Below are 19436 nucleotides of genomic sequence, written 5' to 3'. Positions count from 1 at the left end.
TTATTGAAAATCTTCTAATCATAGAGGCAAAGCTATGTTTCAATCTTTACTGGCTAAATTATCTGGTAGCAGCAACGGTGAAAAATGTTGGCAATTGATTGATCAAGGTGCGCGCGTTATCGATGTGCGCTCACCGGAGGAGTTTGCCTCGGGTCATTTGCCTCAGGCCATCAATGTGCCACTGCCAACGCTCGACCAATGGTTACATCAGGTTGAAAATAAACAGCATCCCTTTGTACTTTACTGCGGCGCGGGTATCCGTGCCCAAAAGGGCTGCGATATTCTCAAAGCCAACGGTTTTGAATGTGTGATCAACGGTGGTTCGCTAAAAGATTTAGTCTGCTGCCAGCCAAGCTAAAACCTAAGCAAAGCAACCATGCGTGAGGAGGTGCAGATGACAACAAAGTGCCCGCGCCCAACTAGCGGCGAACAACCGCCGCAGCCCAAAGTGGTTCGCGAAACCCGCTACAGCGTGAGCCGTAACCGTGGCCAAGCAAGCACTAAGGTTCGCTATATCGAAACCAACACCATATCCCTTGGCTGCAAGCTTTGCGAATAATTGTGTTCTGCGCAAACAAAAATGCCAGCATTTACGCTGGCATTTTTTATTATCTTTACGATTAAACCGCTAACTTATCGATACTGGCTTTAGCTTCGCTGATACCTTTTTGGTTGGCTTCTGGGCCCATGTTCAGCGCTTCAGCATATACCACTTCCACATCAGTGATACCGATAAAGCCGAGGAAGGTTTTTAAGAAAGGCACAATGTGATCGGTTGGGCCATCTTTATGGGCGCCACCACGAGTGGTGATCAACACAGCACGTTTACCTTCTACTAAACCTTTAGGACCGTTTTCGGTATAAGTGAAAGTCACACCGGCACGGGCCACAAAATCAATCCAGTTTTTCAGCTGGGTTGGAATGTTGAAGTTGTACATCGGCGCGGTGATCACGATAGTGTCGTTCGCTTTTAACTCTTCAACTAAGGCGTTCGACAGGTCGAGCATCTCTTGCTGACGCGCAGTTAACTCAGCGCCGCCACGTAGGCCAGAGGCGATTTCGCCATCAACCATTGGCAACACATCTTTACCCGCTAAATCGCGAACGGTGATGGTCGCGCCTTGGTCTTCCCATTTACCGATCAGGTGGTCAACTAACAAGGCAGATTGTGAATAACCGCCAAGAATACTGGATTTTAACACTAGGACTTTAGACATAATCTGCTCCGAAAATTGAAATTATTGAGAGTCTTTCAGCTTGCTCTCGACTCTATGGGCTTAGTTTATTAGCCCATAAAAAAGAAAAAAAGCGGATAAAATTTGAGATTACTTTCTAAAAAATAGAATGGTTGAATTAAGGGCTAGCAAAGCTAGCCCTTAATTTATGGAGATGCATCACTCGAACTATTGAGCAAAATAATAGTTGTATTCACTGATTAGCTGGGAAAGCTCAGGCGAGTTTTGAATATCAACCATAAACTTATCAGTCGTGGTCATCGCCCATGCCAAACTCTCTTTATCTAGGCTATACATTCCCTCATTAGAGTACATGTTGTGAGCCTTGGTAAAATTTTCACGGTAACTGACGCTGGCAATCACCTCATTGTGAACCCTAAACTCATAGGTCAGCACCAAATCATTATTGGTCACCATAGGTAACAGCCCTAGGGAGCCACCCGCTAAAATCGCCGAGGTTAGCCCAGCGGCTTCTCCCCCTGCTGTAGGTTCCATTTTATAGGTCACAATCAGTTTCAATGGATTACCGATATTCTCTTTATCCATTTTTTCAAATAATGGGATGCCCTTGAGTTTGTTATAAAAGTCAGTTGAATCAATGGTACTAATAAAAAATACTGGTGGAAGTGCCGTGGTTTGCGCTTTAACAAACGGGCTAATGAGCAACAAAGCCAGTATCAAAATACGAAGCATAAATAGCATTGGAAACATCCTTATTGATAGCAATTTAGTTGAACAACAGCACCAAGTGCCGCCGCATTTGCCGTTCGAATATCGCCCTTCATATTGGGTTCAACCGACTGATAACTAATGCGGTGCTTATCTAAAAAACGGGCAGCATATTTTGCATCAAGGGCAAAGTTAACATTCTGCGGTAATGCACCCGATTCACGCAGACTCGTCACATTTAAGGTACTAACGGTAATACCTAATAACTCCCCACCATCAGAGACCACTGGGCCACCACTTGAGCCGGGCTGGATCGGTGCCGAAAACTGGAATTGCCCCACCGCCCCCTTTAATGCCTCGCGTGAGCTGATATTTCCGCGCGTTAAATTGGGGGAGGCCGCCAATAATCCCTGCAAGGGATAGCCAACATTGGTAATCGCCTCGCCCAGGAAAATCTCTGTACCTTTACGCAATGGTAAGTATTGCTCCACTGGCGTACCCGTACTCACGACCGCTAAATCCAATAAGGTCGAGCTAGCCTCTACGGCCGCATCAAAGGATTTACCGCCAACATTCACCTGTGTCACCATGCAATTTTTGAGTACATGGGCCGCAGTGACAATTTGCCCCTGAGGATTAATATAAAAACCTGTTCCTGTACTGACTGGCTTTTGCATATTTGCCAGCAAATTCGCCGAGACATCCTTCATTGCATACTGTGCAGGATAGGAGCTAGCCGACGGCGTCAACGTGTTTAGCACATCGACAATCACTAATTGAGTCGCACGCAATGCGGCGTTATAAAGACCTAAACCATCCCCTAAATAACCAATATCTGCCTTAAAGGATTTTTGCCCTTCGCGAATGGGCTTATCGGAGCCATTAAATACCCGATAGCTCATGATCATTTCTGCTTTACCCGACTCAAATTTCCACTCAGGATCGATATCGATCAGCAGTCCATACTGACTCGCTTGCGTGCGGTCTAATAACTTAGCATTTGAAAAATAAGCACCAAAACCATCCTTCACGCCATCACTGAGTGATTTTCCTGGATCGACCCAAATATTCCATTTCTCTAAATAAAAACGGTTATTTAACTGCGAATGGGGCAAATAATAAGCAACACTCACATCCACAGGGAGTGTAATAGCTTTATTTAGCACCACACCCTTTGGTAATTTATTGGCATTTAACTTGGTATTGGCGCAACCACTGAGATGAAAACAAAATAGAGCAATAAGCACACAGGAGAGAAATCGCATCGGTTATCCTTAATATCAATGCAAATAGCGCCATACAGCATAAACGTGATAACCGTACGGACCATGGCGTATGCAACTTAAGTTGCATTAAGCCAAAGATTCTATTGCAAGTTAAAGGCAACATCAACGATGAAAATTTACAAAAATCAAACAGTCGCAACTATTTCTTAATGCCTGGAAGGCTAATATACAGGCCTGAAAACTCAGCGCAGAGCAGATCTTCACAGTAAAGCTTAACCACAAGTCGAACTTTGGCTTTTCGCCCCACAGATAAGCCCGCTAAACTGGCATCCTGCCATACCACGCGTGCAATAGGTTGATTGCGAATGGGCGCCAAGTAACGGATATGGGCATCGGCTAACACTATGTCGCCATCCACATTGAGGAGTTGCTGTTGCAGCCATACCATGCCCCAACCAGTGAGCGTCATAAGGGTATAAATGCTGCCCGCAAACATGGTGTGATGCAGATTGATATTCGGCGCGAGTGGCGCACTCACGCTCAATTCACCATCAGAAAATGACAGCGGCGCGATCTGCATAAACTCACTCACAGGTATAGTGCGGTGCCAGGTCTGGCGCAATTGGTTTAATAATTCGTCCATGGGCATTTTCCTTTACTAGTGCAAGCGTATTGAGATTAAACCTGTAAATGGAAGGTCACTGGGCCATCGTTGACGAGTTCAACCTTCATATCAGCAGCAAATTGCCCTGTTTCGGTGGTCACGCCCTTGGCGCGGCAAAAGGCGACAAACTCTTCATACAGGCCAAGCGCTTGTTCTGGTGTGCCCGCACCCGAAAAGCTCGGCCTTAGCCCACGCTCCGTATCGGCGGCCAAGGTAAATTGTGATACCACTAAAAGCGAGCCTCCCGCTTGAGTCAAATTGAGATTCATTTTGCCATTTTCGTCAGAAAACACTCGATAACTCATTACTTTAGTAGCTAGCTTTTCCATCTTCTCGCGATTATCTTCCCGCTCAACCCCAAGTAAAACTAACAAGCCTTTATCGATTGCACCTATGGTTTGATTATCTACAACCACACTGGCGCGGCTGACTCTTTGAATTAAAGCGATCACAACTTTTCCTTTAAATTAAGACTTTACAACGGGCATCAAAGGAATTGGGCGCAGATACTGCTCAATTCCCTCCGGCAAGGACTTAGCGATTTCTGCCAAGCCGCCATCGGTCCACAGCATAAAACGGCGAAGCTCCTCGATTTCGACCTTATCGGCAAAGGTCACAGTGCCTTGGATTTGGATCACTGCGCCCTGCTCACGCAGCACGAATTTAGCAAAATTGAGCTTGGCATTCAGCTCACCAATCACCGCAGGCAGTTCGGGGCTGGCCTGCAACTGTGGATGCACCGCATAAAAACGGTTCATCAGAATACGGTCAATCCCCGCAGCATTTATACTGGGTTCGAGCATAAAATCATTATTGCCAAATTGCACCGCAACCTTATCCGCCCCGACTTTAGTGGCTAAATAGTTGGCATTGATGAAAGCCTGATACAAAGCATCAGCAGCGGCCTCATTGGTCATTCCAGCCAATTGCACCACTTTAGGCGCCACAGGTGCGCGAGCCTCGGTAGATTCGACCGCAGAAGATGAGGATTGAGATTCTGGGGTTGAGGATGAGGTGGCCGCGCAGGCCGTTAATCCTAAAATGGCGGCAATAATCATAGCTAATTTCATGCAAACTCCTGTCGCTTTATCCAAGACCACATGGCTTGAATTTCGAGTGTGACGGCAAGTGAGAGTATTTCACTATTCAGCGAATGCCCGCCATCAACAATAGTGTGGATTTGTATCCTGGGGTTATCGATTTTTGCCCCAAATGCGGCTAATAAACGTGCCGGACAGACAGCATCCTGCGTGCCTTGTAATAGCAGGGTACGCGCAGAGACTTGAGATGTCACCCGTTGTAATACACTGAACATATTGAAGTAATCATTTTGCGCATAGTGCAGCTCGATTTGAGCTAAGGCGAATAGCGGCGGCGCAAGCCGCTTAGGCAGGCCAGTTGGTACACCCGCTAGGGTTAATTCCCATTGGATCCAACGGCGGGCAAATTCGTGGCGAGTTGCTTCATCTTGGGCGTTAAATCCTAGCTGATAGTGCGTAAATAAATCCGCCAATCCAATAGAAGGCGCGGCAAATTCACGGTAAGCCTGCGGATATAACTGCGCGGCGCCCGAGGGTGCATAGAGCCATTCAATCCCTTCTTTTGATGGAATAAACAGCGCCCATAATACTTGAGCTATTACCCGCTGCGGAAATAACCCACTGTAAATTAAGGCTAAGGTGGCGCCAAATGAGCCACCCGCTAAGCACCAACGCGCTATGCCTAAGTGAATGCGAATCGCCTCAATATCGCTGATGAGTCCATTTAAATGATTGTGTTCTAACTCGCCAGCGGGCAGTGATTGCCCCGCACCACGTTGATCTAACAGTAAAATCCAATAGTGCTCGGGGTTAAATAAACTCAGTTCACTGATCGAAGCCCCCGCGCCAGGGCCACCATGCAAATACAGCAGCGGGATACCCTGCGGATTACCATATTGAGCGAGATGCAACTGCTGCCCATTGCCTATCATCAGCCAATCACGGCGGATAAAAGCGGCAAGCGGATGGGCATCAGTGATCATAGGTGGGATAAGGCTCGCTGAATGTCTTGGTGAATGATAACTTAGCTACGGCTTATCCAGTGTAGTCGATGAAGGCGCGTTTGCCGCAAGTTCACCTGTCGTCTCAAGCACTTGGCTTGACTGGGCAGATGTGGTTTCTGGCTGCGCGGCGGGTGTATCCTGCGCCGCTAAAGGCTGATCATCGAGGTTAATTTCGTTGATATCGCTACTGGACTCATAGTCCAAATACTCGGGCATGGCGGCGGTAATTTCGGCGCCCAGCAGCACGATCATCCAAGATAAATATACCCAAACAAATAGAATAGGAATGGTCGCCAGCGCACCATAAATGGCTTCATAACTTGGAAATTTCGTCACATACAGGGCAAAACCTTTTTTCCCCAACTCGAATAGCAAGGCCGCCACCACTGCACCGAGTAGTGCGTGCCAAAACTTCACCTTTTGATTCGGCACCACCATATACAGCAGTAAAAACGCGGCCACCGAAAATAACAGCGGCAAACGTTCGATAAACAGCGGCATAACGCCAGATAAGGTGTCGCCCTCAAACAGCTTTAACGACACCACATAGGAGGTCGCCACTAGGCTCGCCCCCACCAGCACAGGGCCTAAGGTAATCACCATCCAATACATTGAAAAGGCCACGACCACAGAACGTTTTTCCTTAGTGCGCCAAATATTATTCAGTGACTTATCAATGGCGGAGATCAGCATAATCGCCACCACCACTAAGGCCGCAATCCCCACCGCGGTGCCTTTAGAGGCATTACCCACAAATTCATTGATATAGACTTGTACCGTATCGCCCGCTGCGGGTAAAAAATTCTCGTAAACGAAGGCTTCAATTTGGCCGCGGATCCCCTTAAACACAGGAAAGGCCGACAGCATAGACATAGTCACCGCCACCATAGGGACAAGCGATAACAGGGTGACATAGGCCAAGTGGCCCGCACGAATATTGATTTGATCTTCTACTAGGCGCTGGCGTAAATGCAGCAGGAAGTGCCAAATCCCAAGGAGTAAGGCTCGAATTTGTGCCAGATCTATCTTCTTAGTCACGGGTTTCTCTTGATTCTGTTGGTATAGACTCGTTATCTTCGTACAATAAACACTTAATTTACAAGTCTAAGGAGTGAATTGATGTCACAACAAGGATCCACTGGCAATGTTATCGCCGCAATCGCTAGTCTGTTTTTCCCCGGCCTAGGCCAACTGCTACAAGGGCGAATTTTGGCAGCATTGCTATTCTTCGTGGTCACTGTAGTCGGCTACGCCCTTTGGTGGTTAATTGTGCCCGCGGTAATTGGTGCTATCTTTCACCTCTGGAGCATTATCGATGCGGCACGTTTTAAGGCCGACTAACTTCATCTGACTCAGTGACGGAATACCCAATGAAAAGATTGATCACCTCTAGTCTGATAGCGGCAACGCTATTGCTGACGGGCTGCCAGAGTGCCTATTACGGTGCCATGGAAAAAGTGGGCTACCACAAGCGCGACATTATGGTCGACAGAGTGAAAGCCGCGAAAGAATCCCAAGAGGATGCGCAAAAAGAGTTCAGCTCAGCACTCGAGGAGATGCAAGCCCTACTCAACCACAATGGTGGCAACCTCGAAAAAGCCTATAACAAGGCTAAAGATGAATACGAGTCAGCCCAAAGTGCCGCCGATGACGTAAGTAATCGCATCAACAAGGTCGAAGATGTTGCCGAGGCGCTATTCGATGAGTGGCAAACGGAAATTGGTGAGATCAGCAAAGCGAGCCTACGCCGCAACAGCGAAACTAAGCTCAAGGAAACCCGTCGCTCCTACGAGCAGTTGATTAAAACCATGCGCCGCGCCGAATCAAAAATGCCGCCCATTCTCACCGCTATGAAAGACAATATGCTGTATTTAAAGCATAACTTAAATGCCCAGGCGATAGGCGCGATTAAAGGTGAATTTGCCAACTTACAAACGGATATCTCAGGCTTAATCAAAGAAATGAATAAATCTATCAATGAGTCTACTCGATTTATCGAGGCCCTTGAGAACTCAAAAGGGTAAGGCCATTTAGCTTGCTCAAACTGGCTGTTAATTCCGTCAAACCAATCTGAATTAACAGCTTAGCACTGATGCTCTAACCCTCTAAACACTTCGGCAAGCTGCGATGGCGGTTTGCTGTTGATTTTATCCTCCCTGCATTCCCAGTTTCGTTTGTGCAAGGCTAAGATTTTTAGCTTTGTGAGCGATGGCGCGCTTTAGTGTGATGATTCAATCAATATTGGATCTAACGCACAAATTCACTTTAGGCTCATAAACTTATCTACAAAAGATTGCTCAGATTGAATACGTGTATTCTATTTGCAGTATTAACATGACCTTTATTGAATCCCTTACCCTAATGTTGGCCCTGATGTATATCGCCTCCCTAAGCTATTGGAGCGGTAAAAAATGGGGAGCAGTGACCACCTTACTCCTGAGTGTGGGCGCCGTGGCGATTAGCCTCTACTGGCCCTTGGCGCTCGCCCTAATCATTGCCTTGCCCCTTACACTTATTGCCCATAAGTTTGCTCCGGTGGAGTATAAGGCCGAGATAAAAATCAACGCCCTGCGTGAAGGCTGCCAACACCTGCTCGCACTCTCGTTGTTTTTAGTCGCCATCCAATACTGCATTAATGCTATCCAACTCAAACAAGGGGTCACGCCTTGGTTAATGCGCCCTGATGTTGTCGATGCCTTTTTGCCCATCGCCGGCGGGATTGAATTAAAAGCCATATTGACGCTCAACCTGTGGGACCAAACCCATCCCGCCGCCGCTGTGATGCTCGCCGCCGTGCTACTCACAGGCCTACTCTGTAAACGCGCCTTTTGTGGCTGGGCCTGCCCCTTAGGACTCGCCGGCGAATACCTCTACGCCTTGCGCAAACGCTTTATCAAAGCAGAACTTGCGCCACCCGCATGGCTAGACTGGCCACTACGGATGCTTAAATACTTATTACTGCTGGGACTGTTTTATGTAGTGATCGGTATGCCAAGCGAGTCAATTCCCTATTATCTGCAGGGTAACTACCACAAAATTGCCGACCTTAAGATGGCACTGTTTTTTATCACACCAGGGCTTATTACCTTAGCCTGCTTTGCTCTTATCCTCGTCCTCGCCGCATGGCGTCGCCAAGGTTTTTGCCGCTACTTGTGTCCCTATGGTGCCATGCTCGGACTGTTAAGTTTTGCCAGCCCACTGAAAATCCGCCGCGATACTCAGCATTGCCTGATCGAAGCCAAGGGCATGAAGTGCGATAAATGTACCCGCGCCTGCCCAGCCAACATCATAGTGCATACCAAAACCACGGTTCGCAGCGACGAATGCCAAGCCTGTATGCGCTGTGTGGCGGCCTGCCCTAAATCAGCGGCGCTCGGTTTTGGCCTTAAATCGGGTCACAGAGTTAGCCATAAAGGATTGTTAGTCTTGTTATTATTGGCGCTCTTCCTCCTGCCACTCGGCGCTTATTTAGCGGGATTCTGGCATAGCCAAACACCGGACGCTATCCGCATGGAACTTATCCAAGTGATTGACCGAGTGGGTCATTAACTCTCTGATTTGTTGATAAGAGATATAAAAAAGGTGCAGTCTAAACTGCACCTTTTATGGTCACAACGAGCTTAAGTACTAGTGATTAGGCAAGGTCAAACCTATCGGCATTCATCACCTTAGTCCAAGCCGCCACAAAGTCATGCACAAACTTCTCTTTGGCATCATCCTGCGCATAAACCTCAGCATAGGAGCGCAAAATCGAGTTAGAGCCAAACACCAGATCGACACGGGTAGCGGTCCACTTCACTGCGCCAGTTTTACGCTCGACTATCTCATACAAATTAGTACCCGCAGGCTTCCAGTTGTTGGCCATGTCGGTAAGATTCACAAAGAAATCATTAGTTAACACACCCACTTTGTCGGTAAACACGCCGTGGCGTGTACCGCCATAGTTAGTGCCCAACACCCGCATTCCCCCAACCAACACTGTCATCTCATGGGCGGTTAACCCCATAAGTTGAGTGCGATCGAGCATCATCTCCTCGGGCTGAACTATATAATCCTTTTTCTGCCAGTTACGATACGCATCGTGCAAAGGCTCAAGTACGGCAAAGGATTCCACATCGGTCATTTCCTGCGTGGCATCACCACGGCCAGGCATGAAAGGTACTGTGATATTGACTCCCGCAGCGTGGGCGGCCTTTTCAATCGCCGCAGCGCCACCGAGGACAATCAAGTCGGCAATACTGACCTTTTTGCTTAAGCTTGCCTGCAACGCGCTCAACACCTGCAATACTTTTTGCAACCGCTCGGGTTCGTTGGCCTGCCAATCTTTTTGTGGTGCTAAACGGATCCGTGCGCCATTGGCGCCACCGCGGAAATCCGAGCCTCGGAAGGTGCGCGCGCTGTCCCACGCGGTTGCGACCAATTCGGAAACACTGAGTCCCGAGGCTAATAATTTCGCCTTCAGGTCGACAATCTCACTGGCATCCAAACGATAATCAACGGTTGGGATGGGGTCTTGCCAAATCAGCTCTTCACTCGGCACTTCTGGCCCTAAATAACGGCTCTTAGGCCCCAGATCGCGGTGAGTTAACTTAAACCAAGCACGGGCAAATACCTCGGAGAAATAGGCGGGATCTTGATAAAACTTCTCGGAGATCTTGCGATACTCGGGGTCCATTTTCATCGCCATATCCGCATCGGTCATGATGGGGTTAAACTTGCGATTCGGGTCGCCCACTGAGACGACTTTATCTTCCTCTTTAATATTAATAGGTTCCCACTGAGAGGCGCCCGCGGGGCTTTTTTTCAATTCCCAATCGTAATTTAACAGTAGGTGAAAATAACCGTTATCCCATTGAGTGGGATGAGTCGTCCAAGCGCCTTCGAGACCACTAGTCACGGCATTTGCACCCGTGCCTGGGCCTTTTTTGTTGAGCCAGCCCAAACCTTGGGCCTCAAGTTCTTCGCCCTCGGGTTCAGGGCCAAGATCCTGTGCCTTACCATTGCCATGGCATTTGCCCACCGTATGGCCACCGGCGGTTAAGGCCACGGTTTCTTCATCATTCATCGCCATCCGTGCAAAAGTGACACGCACATCTTGAGCGGTGCGCAGTGGATCGGGTTTACCATCAACCCCTTCAGGATTCACATAAATCAGCCCCATCATTACGGCGGCTAAGGGATTTTCAAGGTCACGCGCGCCCGAATAACGGCTGTTAGGATTATCACTTGGCGCGAGCCATTGTTTTTCAGAGCCCCAATAAATGTCCTTCTCTGGGTGCCAAATATCCTCTCGACCGCCGGCAAATCCAAAGGTTTTTAAGCCCATAGACTCGTAGGCCACATTACCCGCGAGGATCATCAAATCTGCCCATGAGAGTTTATTGCCGTATTTTTTCTTAATCGGCCAGAGTAAACGGCGGGCTTTATCAAGGTTGGCGTTATCGGGCCAGCTATTGAGTGGGGCAAAGCGTTGATTACCCGTTCCCGCGCCGCCACGGCCATCGGCAATGCGATAGGTACCCGCAGAGTGCCATGCCATGCGGATCATCAAGCCACCATAATGCCCCCAATCGGCTGGCCACCAATCTTGGCTATCGGTCATAAGGGAGTGCAAGTCCTGCTTCACGGCAGCGAGATCAAGGGTCTTAAAGGCTTCACGGTAATTAAAGTTGGGATCCATGGGATCCGTCTTCTTATCATGCTGATGCAAAATATCGAGATTAAGTGCCTTAGGCCACCAATCCATATTGTTGCTGGCAACGGCTGAATTTGCCCCATGCATCACGGGGCATTTACCTTGAGAGTGTTGAGTCTTGTCCATGGAATATTCCTTTACTTATGGCTAACGAAGGGAATGACCCTATAAGGCGTCATTAGGCTTATCTGGTTTGGACGTCTTCTAAAACGTTTATCGTTTGCATTAATCCCTTCTGCACTGTTCCAAAGTAACGATTAATGCACCATTCGGTCTGTATACTAAACAAGCAAAATGACAACATTTCAAACTTTTGCCACTAAAGCTAGGTAACTGTAACAAGAACAGCAAACCCTAGCTCAAAAAGCGGGCACAGATCACACTATTGGTGGTTTTTACATCACTATCTTGATTTTAATCAGAACGGAAGATGGTTTTATCACTAATACTCATCTCAAATAAGAACAATAAAACGCTTATATTCTTACTTGAGGTGAATCTATGCGACAGAGACGCTTGCAACTTATGCAGTCACTTTTTGATGAATATATTGAGATGTACGCTGCACGGGATGACAAACTCACAGCCCGCTTTAGCGATACTTTTAGTGGTTATGCAGGTAGCAGCGATATTCTTGTCACCAGTAAAGATGAATGGGTAAAAATAACCCGTCAGGACTTCGCCCAAGTCCCCGAACGGATCCATATTGAAGTATTAGATCTTTCACTACAGGATCTTGCCGAAGATATTATTGTTATTACAGCGTTTTTCCATATACACCTCCCTATTCCAGACTCGATACTTAGCCAAGAAACCGCAAGGTTAGTGCTGATTTTTCGCCAAGAAAGCAACGATTGGAAAATCGTCCATAGTGGAATATCCATTCCCTATGGTTTAGCAAAACAAGGCGAAATTTACCCGATGACGAGTTTAGAAGAGCGCAATCGAGAGCTAGAGTCCATTATACAAGCGCGAACCTATGAACTTGCAGAAGCGAACAACAGACTCGAAAAACTCAGCAATACCGATGGGTTAACCAATATTGGCAACCGTAGATTGTTTGATCAAATGCTGCAAAAGGAATGGAGTCGTGGGCAACGCAACAACACGCCACTCTCGCTTATCATGCTCGATATTGACCACTTTAAATTATTTAATGATTTTTATGGCCATCTCGCAGGAGATGACTGTCTCAAGATGCTGGCGAACAGCTTATCTCAATCAGGTCGTCGGGCAGGTGAATTGGTTGCACGCTATGGCGGCGAAGAATTTGTTATTTTACTCCCCAATACGGATCACCAAAGCGCACTCGACACCGCCAAGCACGTACATCAACTTATTCAATCGCTTGCTATACCCCATATTAAAACAGACATAGGAATTGTCACGGTCAGCGTGGGGGTCGCGTGTTTACTCCCCTCAGATAAACATAATGCCTTAGAATTAGTCCACCAAGCAGATACCGCCCTTTACTTGGCGAAGTCCGCAGGTCGTAACTGCATACGCTCAGTACATGAACCTGAAATATAGCCATTAAAAAGCCCCGCTAAGTTGCCTTAGCAGGGCTTTATTCACTGTATGGCAGTCACTTTACGTGCCCACCACAACCACCATTAACCGCGGCTAGCGCGCTTACGGTCGTTTTCAGTTAAGTGTTTCTTACGAACACGGATGCTCTTAGGTGTTACTTCAACTAATTCGTCATCATCAATAAACTCAAGCGCTTGCTCAAGAGTTAAGGTGATTGGCGTAGTCAGTACTTGAGCTTCGTCAGTACCAGAAGCACGCATGTTAGTCAGCTGCTTACCTTTCAAACAGTTAACTGTCAGGTCGTTAGAACGTGAGTGAATACCCACAACTTGACCTTCGTAAACTTCGGCTGCGTGGCCAATAAACAGACGACCGCGGTCCTGCAGACCGAACAGTGCGAATGTCAGCGCCTTACCCGTAGCGTTAGAGATCAATACGCCGTTAGCACGTTGACCGATATCGCCACCTTTGTGCGGACCGTAGTGATCGAATGAGTGGTAAATCAGACCAGTACCAGAAGTTGCAGTTAAGAACTCAGTTTGGAAACCAATTAAGCCACGGCTTGGGATGATAAAGTCAACGCGCACGCGGCCTTTACCGTCAAGCTGCATGTCTTTCATCTCAGCCTTACGGATACCCAGCTTCTCGATGACTGTACCTTGATGCTCTTCTTCAACGTCAACGGTCAGGGTTTCGTATGGTTCACACAGTTCGCCATCGATGGTTTTTAAGATAACTTCTGGGCGAGAAACCGCTAATTCGTAACCTTCACGACGCATGTTTTCGATCAGGATAGATAAGTGTAATTCACCACGGCCAGATACCGCGAAACGGTCTGGGCTATCGGTTTCTTCAACACGCAGTGCCACGTTGTGCACTAATTCCTGTTGCAGACGCTCAAGAATGTTACGTGATGTCACGTATTTACCTTCTTTACCTGCGAAAGGTGAAGTGTTGACTTGGAACGTCATGGTCAGCGTTGGTTCGTCAACTGATAGTGGTGGTAGTGCTTCAACATTACCAGCGGCACACACAGTGTCAGAAATCTTCAGCTCGCCTAAACCAGTAATCGCAACGATGTCGCCCGCGTTTGCAACGTCAACTTCGGTACGCTCTAAGCCCATGTAACCTAATACTTGGCCCATTTTACCGTTGCGTACTTTACCGTCAGCACCAATTACGCTCACTTGTTGGTTAGCTTTGATGCTACCACGCTTGATGCGACCAACACCGATTACACCTACGTAAGAGTTGTAATCAAGCTGAGAAATTTGCATCTGGAACGGACCTTCAGCATCTGCTGCAGGTGGAGATACTTTTTCAATGATCGTCTGGAACAGTGGCGTCATATCTTCACTGACGACATCCGGATCTAAAGTTGCAAAACCGTTTAATGCAGAAGCATAAACGATTGGGAAATCTAATTGCTCGTCGGTCGCACCTAAGTTGTCGAACAGGTCGAATACTTGGTCGATAACCCAATCAGGGCGAGCACCAGGACGGTCAATTTTGTTGATAACAACGATTGGCTTTAAGCCTTGGGCGAACGCTTTCTTGGTTACGAAGCGAGTCTGTGGCATTGGACCGTCAACGGCGTCAACCAGCAGTAATACTGAGTCAACCATAGACAGAACGCGCTCAACCTCACCACCGAAGTCGGCGTGGCCTGGGGTGTCTACGATGTTGATGCGGTAGTCGTTCCACTTGATGGCAGTGTTCTTTGCCAGAATCGTGATTCCACGCTCCTTTTCAAGATCGTTGGAGTCCATCACCCGCTCAGTAGCTTCTCCCCGGGTCTCAAGGGTTCCTGATTGCGACAGCAGCTTGTCAACCAGGGTCGTTTTGCCATGGTCAACGTGCGCAATAATGGCGATGTTACGTAAATTCTCTAGCACAGATAAACCTCTTACCATCAAACAAAATTAGGGATATTACAATATTCGTTACAGCAATCTACGTTGAGTCGCCATAAAAAAGCGTGACATTCTACTCCAGAGCGGCCATATCGCACAGGATTATTTTTGAACACTTATAAAACTATTTTTTGGGGCCTATGCTAACGAATCCGTTATGGCGATAAGGCAAATAACCCAAATGCACCGTTAACGCGCAGACAATTGCCACGTTATCTCGAACTCAATACGACTAACCAGCTGAAATTACTATTTTTCACTGGAATGTCATTGCAGACTATGCGCTCAAGGCCGCCATAAGTATAGCGAATAACCCCAATTCGGCAGCCCCGTTTTTTCGTCCAAACACATCAGTATGCCAAACCGCTACCTAAGTATTTTCCCTATAGCCTAAATAAATGGCTTTAGACGCAGTTTCAATAAACTCTATTCCCACCTAAGAACAACAAGACTAATCAATTGATTTTTAATGATAAGCAATGAAAACAAGCCAAAATCATTATCAGAAAAACAGCTTAGCATCTCACTGTTTTGTGACATTATGGCGAGCACTGAAAACAGTGAGCTTACGCGGTTATCTAGACTTATTTATATGCTAAATTCATTCTGTTTTGCTGAGCCTAATGGATAGTAACAGGCTAACAGCGAGTATGCTGCTCAGCTTGAATATGGATATGAATTAACCAAGCAAGCCGATGCTCATCGTCACTGCACTAAAATGGGGGCGAATGGCGCGCACCAAAATGGATGAATGCACCAAAATACCACATCAAAACGCACCAATAAGGTGCAACACAGAGTTAAAGATAGTGCGATAAAACACATATTCATTAATTATCAACAAGTTAAATTGTTGGCATAGATATCGCTTTATAGCTAGTAAGTTTTGCTCAAGCACAACTTGAGTTAAAAGATTATAGAAGGGACATCCCTTTACCCTACCGGAGACTTGAGAATGTCAGTTGAATCAGTTTTAAAGCAACTTGAAGAATTAGAAGTTAAGTTTGTTGATTTACGTTTTACCGACACCAAAGGTAAAGAGCAGCACGTATCTATCCCAGCTCATCAGGTAGACGCTGACTTCTTCGAAGACGGTAAAATGTTTGACGGCTCGTCAATCGCTGGCTGGAAAGGCATTAACGAATCAGACATGGTACTGATGCCAGACCCAACTACGTTCGTACTGGATCCATTCACCGAAGAAACCACTGCACTGATCCGCTGTGACATTCTCGAGCCAGGCACAATGACTGGTTATGACCGCGACCCACGTTCTATCGCGAAAAAAGCGGAAGAATACTTACGCTCTACCGGTATCGCTGACACTGTATTAGTTGGACCAGAACCAGAATTCTTCCTGTTCGACGACGTCCGTTTCGGTACTGACATGTCTGGTTGTTTCGTGAAAATCGACGCTAAAGAAGCGGCTTGGAACTCTGGCACTAGCTACGAAGGTGGCAACACTGGTCACCGTCCATTCGTGAAAGGCGGTTACTTCCCAGTAGCACCAGTTGACTCATCACAAGACTTACGTAGCGCGATGTGTTTAGTGCTCGAAGAAATGGGTCAAGTGGTTGAAGCTCACCACCACGAAGTGGCGACTGCGGGTCAAAACGAAATCGCAACTCGCTTCAACACCCTGACTAAGAAAGCGGACGAAATCCAAATTCTGAAGTACGTAGTACACAACATGGCTCACGCCTACGGTAAGACTGCGACTTTCATGCCTAAGCCAATCGTTGGCGACAACGGTAGCGGTATGCACGTTCACCAATCTCTGGCGAAAGATGGCGTAAACCTGTTCGCAGGCGACAAATATGCTGGTTTAAGTGAAACTGCACTGTACTACATCGGTGGTATCATCAAGCACGCTCGCGCACTGAACGCTTTCACTAACCCAAGCACTAACTCTTACAAGCGTTTAGTACCACACTTCGAAGCGCCAGTGATGTTAGCCTACTCTGCCCGTAACCGCTCTGCTTCAATCCGTATTCCAGTGGTACCAAGCCCTAAAGGTCGTCGTATCGAAACTCGCTTCCCAGATCCACATGCAAACCCATACTTAGGTTTCGCAGCACTGCTGATGGCGGGTATCGACGGTATCCAAAACAAGATCCATCCAGGCGAAGCGATGGATAAAGACTTGTACGATCTGCCAGCGGAAGAAGCGGCTGAAATCCCACAAGTAGCGACTTCATTAGAAAACGCCCTTGAAAACCTGCAAGCTGACCACGAGTTCTTAACTCGCGGCGGTGTATTTAGCGAAGATTTCATCCAGTCTTACATTGCACTGAAATCTGCAGAAGCTGAGCGTGTAAGCCGTACAACTCACCCATTAGAGTTTGAAATGTACTACAGCCTGTAATGGCTAGATGCATGCAATTACTCACTGTATAAATGCATGCATAAAGTATCAAAGCCCCAACAGTTTTGCTGATGGGGCTTTTTGTTTCTTGAAGGTATACGCTTCTTTCATGCTGGTGCAATGACCAACACTTTTCTCTAAATGGCGACATAGCCAACCACTTATTTATCATCAAAAGAAAGCATACCAGCAGACACCACTGCAATAACAACAATAGGGACAGATGTCGTTTAAGACTGAGCTAAACGCGATATAAAACTAACTTATAGGCAGAGGCGTTAACTACTGCGACACTAAAGTTGGGAGTCTCTTTACTGTTGTCTCATTACTGCTGCTGAATAATTGACACATATATTCATGTGGTTAGAATGCCGACTTGCTAAAACTGAATATATCGGTGTCGAACAAAACCAGTTCGGGTTCCATAAGACTAACGCCCAAAGTTAATCAAGCGAGTCGCTCATACCGAAACAATGCGGTTTTTCACATATAAACAATGGAGTGGTTATGCGTTGGTTGACTTGCTTGGTCGTGTGCTGTTCTCTCACGGGATGTGCAACAATAACATCGAGGATGGGAGAAAATTCAACTTGGGGGCATTCTTTCTCCAGTGTTCAAACTGCTGTTGATAATGGCGAGGAGTGTGCGATAGTTTCTGCGTTATCCGCCCCGCCACTGCTACTGTTTACTATCCCTCTGACACTGGTCGATATGGGTAGCTCGCTGATCGTCGATACCGTGATGCTGCCCGTCGATTTGGCTATCACGCCCAGTAATCCCAAGCTCCGAACCCCGCGTTCTATGTTCTGCCACTATAACTACAGCATTTGAGCATATTCGCCCCAATAAATGACCTCAGCCTCAGGGCATGGGTTAATGACATCGGCATTAGGGGGCGCCTTGATGCCCCAGAGCCATGCTCCCTGTTCGAGGCTATTACGCCATGTCGGCTGAGTAAGCTATGCTCAATCCGTTAACGATGGGCTTTTATTACCTCCAGTAACCTTAGGATATCGGCCTCATCGTTATAAATATGTGGCGATACGCGTATCCCTAAACTGCGGGCATCGACACTGATATTCGCCTCAGCCAATGCCGCCATGATCGGCGCTTGCCGCTCGCCAAATTGCAAAATCAGCGTACCGCTACGCTTATCGATTGCCCTCGGCGAGACGAGCTCATTGTCCAATGCCTGTACCACTGGAGCCATCAGTTGCAAGTTATGCTCACGCATTGCCTGTGAGCCAATATTGGCAAAATATTGAATACTATGGGCGGCAATAGCGTAGGGGGCGATAGAAGGCGTGCCGCCCCAAAACCGCAACGCTGTTGGATGATAGCGAAAATCATGAATATCAAACTCAAAGGGATTTTCATGGCTAAACCAACCCACATCCTGTGGCTGACATTCGGGCAAAATAGCCGGATTGACCCACAGATACGCAGCGCCGGGGCCGGAGCATAACCATTTCACACTCGAACCAATCATAAAATCTGGCTGTAGCTTGGCTAAATCCAGCGGCAAAATCCCAGCCGATTGCGCCACATCCACTAGGCTCAAGCAGCCACGCTCACGGGCAAGGGGGATAATCTGCGCGAGGGGGGCCTGTTGTCCCGTGTTAGAATAGGCATGGCTGACAAAGACTAAATCAACATCGTCGCTGATATGTGCGTCCCACACATTGGGGTCGGTAACATCTAAGCCCTTGGGAATAAAGCGCAGTTCACAACTTGCGGGCAATGCCTTTTTAAGGGCGAATCCCATGCTAGGAAAATCAATCTCGCTCATCAGCACCACGGCGCCATCGCGATTTAATCTATCCAGTGACATCACCAACTTGGTCAATGCGCTCGATAGATTCACCTGCGGGCAAAATTCCTGCGGCTGACCATTAAAAAGGCTTGCCAGCGCCGCGGTAAAGTTATCGATGACACCTAACCATTGACCCCAAGGCTCGCGGCCAGACTCCTGCCAAGGTGCAAAAAACGCCTGCTTAAACGCCTGCTCGGTCGATTTGAGTGGCCGCCCCACGGAATGGTTAAGCAGATATCCAGGGCCTGCGAGGCAAAAGTCCTGTTTTACATTTAGCAGCAT

At 47.5% G+C, this 19436-nt stretch carries 19 protein-coding genes; 8 read left to right on the top strand and 11 right to left on the bottom strand.

Annotated elements, in window-relative coordinates:
- Positions 1-34: 34 nt before the first annotated feature.
- Together CEQ32_RS18045 and CEQ32_RS18040 are read left to right on the top strand one after the other, a co-directional pair.
- Positions 35-358 (top strand): rhodanese-like domain-containing protein, encoded by a 324-nt coding sequence (locus CEQ32_RS18045; protein ID WP_037423244.1) that lies wholly within the window; start codon positions 35-37, stop codon positions 356-358.
- A gap of 36 nt (positions 359-394) precedes the next feature.
- A complete protein-coding gene (locus tag CEQ32_RS18040; protein WP_037423241.1) occupies positions 395-559 on the top strand; it encodes a hypothetical protein in 165 nt (54 codons plus the stop codon).
- Positions 560-620: 61 nt separating this feature from the next.
- On the opposite strand, the gene azoR is transcribed toward CEQ32_RS18040, so the two are convergent.
- From azoR to CEQ32_RS18000, 8 genes are all read right to left on the bottom strand, one after another.
- Positions 621-1217, bottom strand: a complete 597-nt coding sequence (gene azoR / locus CEQ32_RS18035) for an FMN-dependent NADH-azoreductase (protein ID WP_037423238.1) — start codon at positions 1215-1217, stop codon at positions 621-623.
- A gap of 186 nt (positions 1218-1403) precedes the next feature.
- Entirely contained in the window at positions 1404-1937 is a 534-nt protein-coding gene (locus CEQ32_RS18030) for a hypothetical protein (RefSeq protein WP_122040772.1), read from the bottom strand.
- Positions 1938-1948: 11 nt separating this feature from the next.
- Entirely contained in the window at positions 1949-3169 is a 1221-nt protein-coding gene (locus tag CEQ32_RS18025; protein ID WP_037423230.1) for a S1 family peptidase, read from the bottom strand.
- 160 nt (positions 3170-3329) lie between these two features.
- Positions 3330-3773, bottom strand: a complete 444-nt coding sequence (locus CEQ32_RS18020; RefSeq protein WP_055646869.1) for a thioesterase domain-containing protein — start codon at positions 3771-3773, stop codon at positions 3330-3332.
- 35 nt (positions 3774-3808) lie between these two features.
- Positions 3809-4246, bottom strand: a complete 438-nt coding sequence (gene dtd / locus CEQ32_RS18015; protein ID WP_037423224.1) for a D-aminoacyl-tRNA deacylase — start codon at positions 4244-4246, stop codon at positions 3809-3811.
- Between the two features lie 15 nt (positions 4247-4261).
- The gene (locus CEQ32_RS18010; RefSeq protein ID WP_088586537.1) at positions 4262-4864 is read right to left on the bottom strand and encodes a hypothetical protein; all 603 of its coding nucleotides are present in this window, start codon (positions 4862-4864) and stop codon (positions 4262-4264) included.
- On the bottom strand, positions 4861-5817 hold the full coding sequence (locus tag CEQ32_RS18005) for an alpha/beta fold hydrolase (RefSeq protein ID WP_088586536.1): 957 nt from the start codon (positions 5815-5817) through the stop codon (positions 4861-4863). The genes CEQ32_RS18010 and CEQ32_RS18005 overlap by 4 nt, the downstream gene beginning before the upstream one ends.
- Positions 5818-5862: 45 nt before the next feature.
- Entirely contained in the window at positions 5863-6876 is a 1014-nt protein-coding gene (locus CEQ32_RS18000) for a virulence factor BrkB family protein (RefSeq protein WP_088586535.1), read from the bottom strand.
- 81 nt (positions 6877-6957) lie between these two features.
- Here CEQ32_RS18000 and CEQ32_RS17995 point away from each other — a divergent pair, with 81 nt between their 5' ends.
- The 3 genes from CEQ32_RS17995 (at position 6958) to CEQ32_RS17985 (ending at position 9387) form a co-directional block, all read left to right on the top strand.
- Positions 6958-7179: a hypothetical protein gene (locus CEQ32_RS17995; RefSeq protein ID WP_037423215.1), complete on the top strand. Its 222-nt coding sequence runs from the start codon at positions 6958-6960 to the stop codon at positions 7177-7179.
- Between the two features lie 29 nt (positions 7180-7208).
- The gene (locus CEQ32_RS17990; RefSeq protein ID WP_037425018.1) at positions 7209-7862 is read left to right on the top strand and encodes a DUF2959 domain-containing protein; all 654 of its coding nucleotides are present in this window, start codon (positions 7209-7211) and stop codon (positions 7860-7862) included.
- A 310-nt stretch (positions 7863-8172) separates the two neighbouring features.
- Positions 8173-9387, top strand: a complete 1215-nt coding sequence (locus tag CEQ32_RS17985; RefSeq protein ID WP_037425020.1) for a 4Fe-4S binding protein — start codon at positions 8173-8175, stop codon at positions 9385-9387.
- 85 nt (positions 9388-9472) lie between these two features.
- Here CEQ32_RS17985 and katG read toward each other — a convergent pair whose 3' ends face one another.
- On the bottom strand, positions 9473-11659 hold the full coding sequence (gene katG / locus CEQ32_RS17980; protein WP_088586534.1) for a catalase/peroxidase HPI: 2187 nt from the start codon (positions 11657-11659) through the stop codon (positions 9473-9475).
- Positions 11660-12034: 375 nt separating this feature from the next.
- Here katG and CEQ32_RS17975 point away from each other — a divergent pair, with 375 nt between their 5' ends.
- The gene (locus CEQ32_RS17975) at positions 12035-13063 is read left to right on the top strand and encodes a diguanylate cyclase domain-containing protein (RefSeq protein ID WP_037423204.1); all 1029 of its coding nucleotides are present in this window, start codon (positions 12035-12037) and stop codon (positions 13061-13063) included.
- Positions 13064-13146: 83 nt separating this feature from the next.
- Here the strand turns inward: CEQ32_RS17975 and typA are convergent, their stop codons facing one another.
- Positions 13147-14958: a translational GTPase TypA gene (typA, locus tag CEQ32_RS17970; protein WP_037425027.1), complete on the bottom strand. Its 1812-nt coding sequence runs from the start codon at positions 14956-14958 to the stop codon at positions 13147-13149.
- A 973-nt stretch (positions 14959-15931) separates the two neighbouring features.
- On the opposite strand from typA, the gene glnA reads away from it, so the two are divergent.
- Together glnA and CEQ32_RS17960 are read left to right on the top strand one after the other, a co-directional pair.
- Positions 15932-17341 (top strand): glutamate--ammonia ligase, encoded by a 1410-nt coding sequence (glnA, locus tag CEQ32_RS17965; protein WP_037425030.1) that lies wholly within the window; start codon positions 15932-15934, stop codon positions 17339-17341.
- Positions 17342-17914: 573 nt separating this feature from the next.
- Positions 17915-18172, top strand: coding sequence for a YceK/YidQ family lipoprotein (locus tag CEQ32_RS17960; protein WP_226871843.1), 258 nt, complete (start codon positions 17915-17917; stop codon positions 18170-18172).
- A gap of 142 nt (positions 18173-18314) precedes the next feature.
- Here the strand turns inward: CEQ32_RS17960 and CEQ32_RS17955 are convergent, their stop codons facing one another.
- The gene (locus CEQ32_RS17955; RefSeq protein WP_088586533.1) at positions 18315-19436 is read right to left on the bottom strand and encodes an aminotransferase class V-fold PLP-dependent enzyme; all 1122 of its coding nucleotides are present in this window, start codon (positions 19434-19436) and stop codon (positions 18315-18317) included.

Source organism: Shewanella sp. FDAARGOS_354, from assembly GCF_002209245.2.
Lineage (GTDB): Bacteria > Pseudomonadota > Gammaproteobacteria > Enterobacterales > Shewanellaceae > Shewanella > Shewanella xiamenensis.
This window is presented reverse-complemented; position numbering and strand designations above follow the sequence as displayed.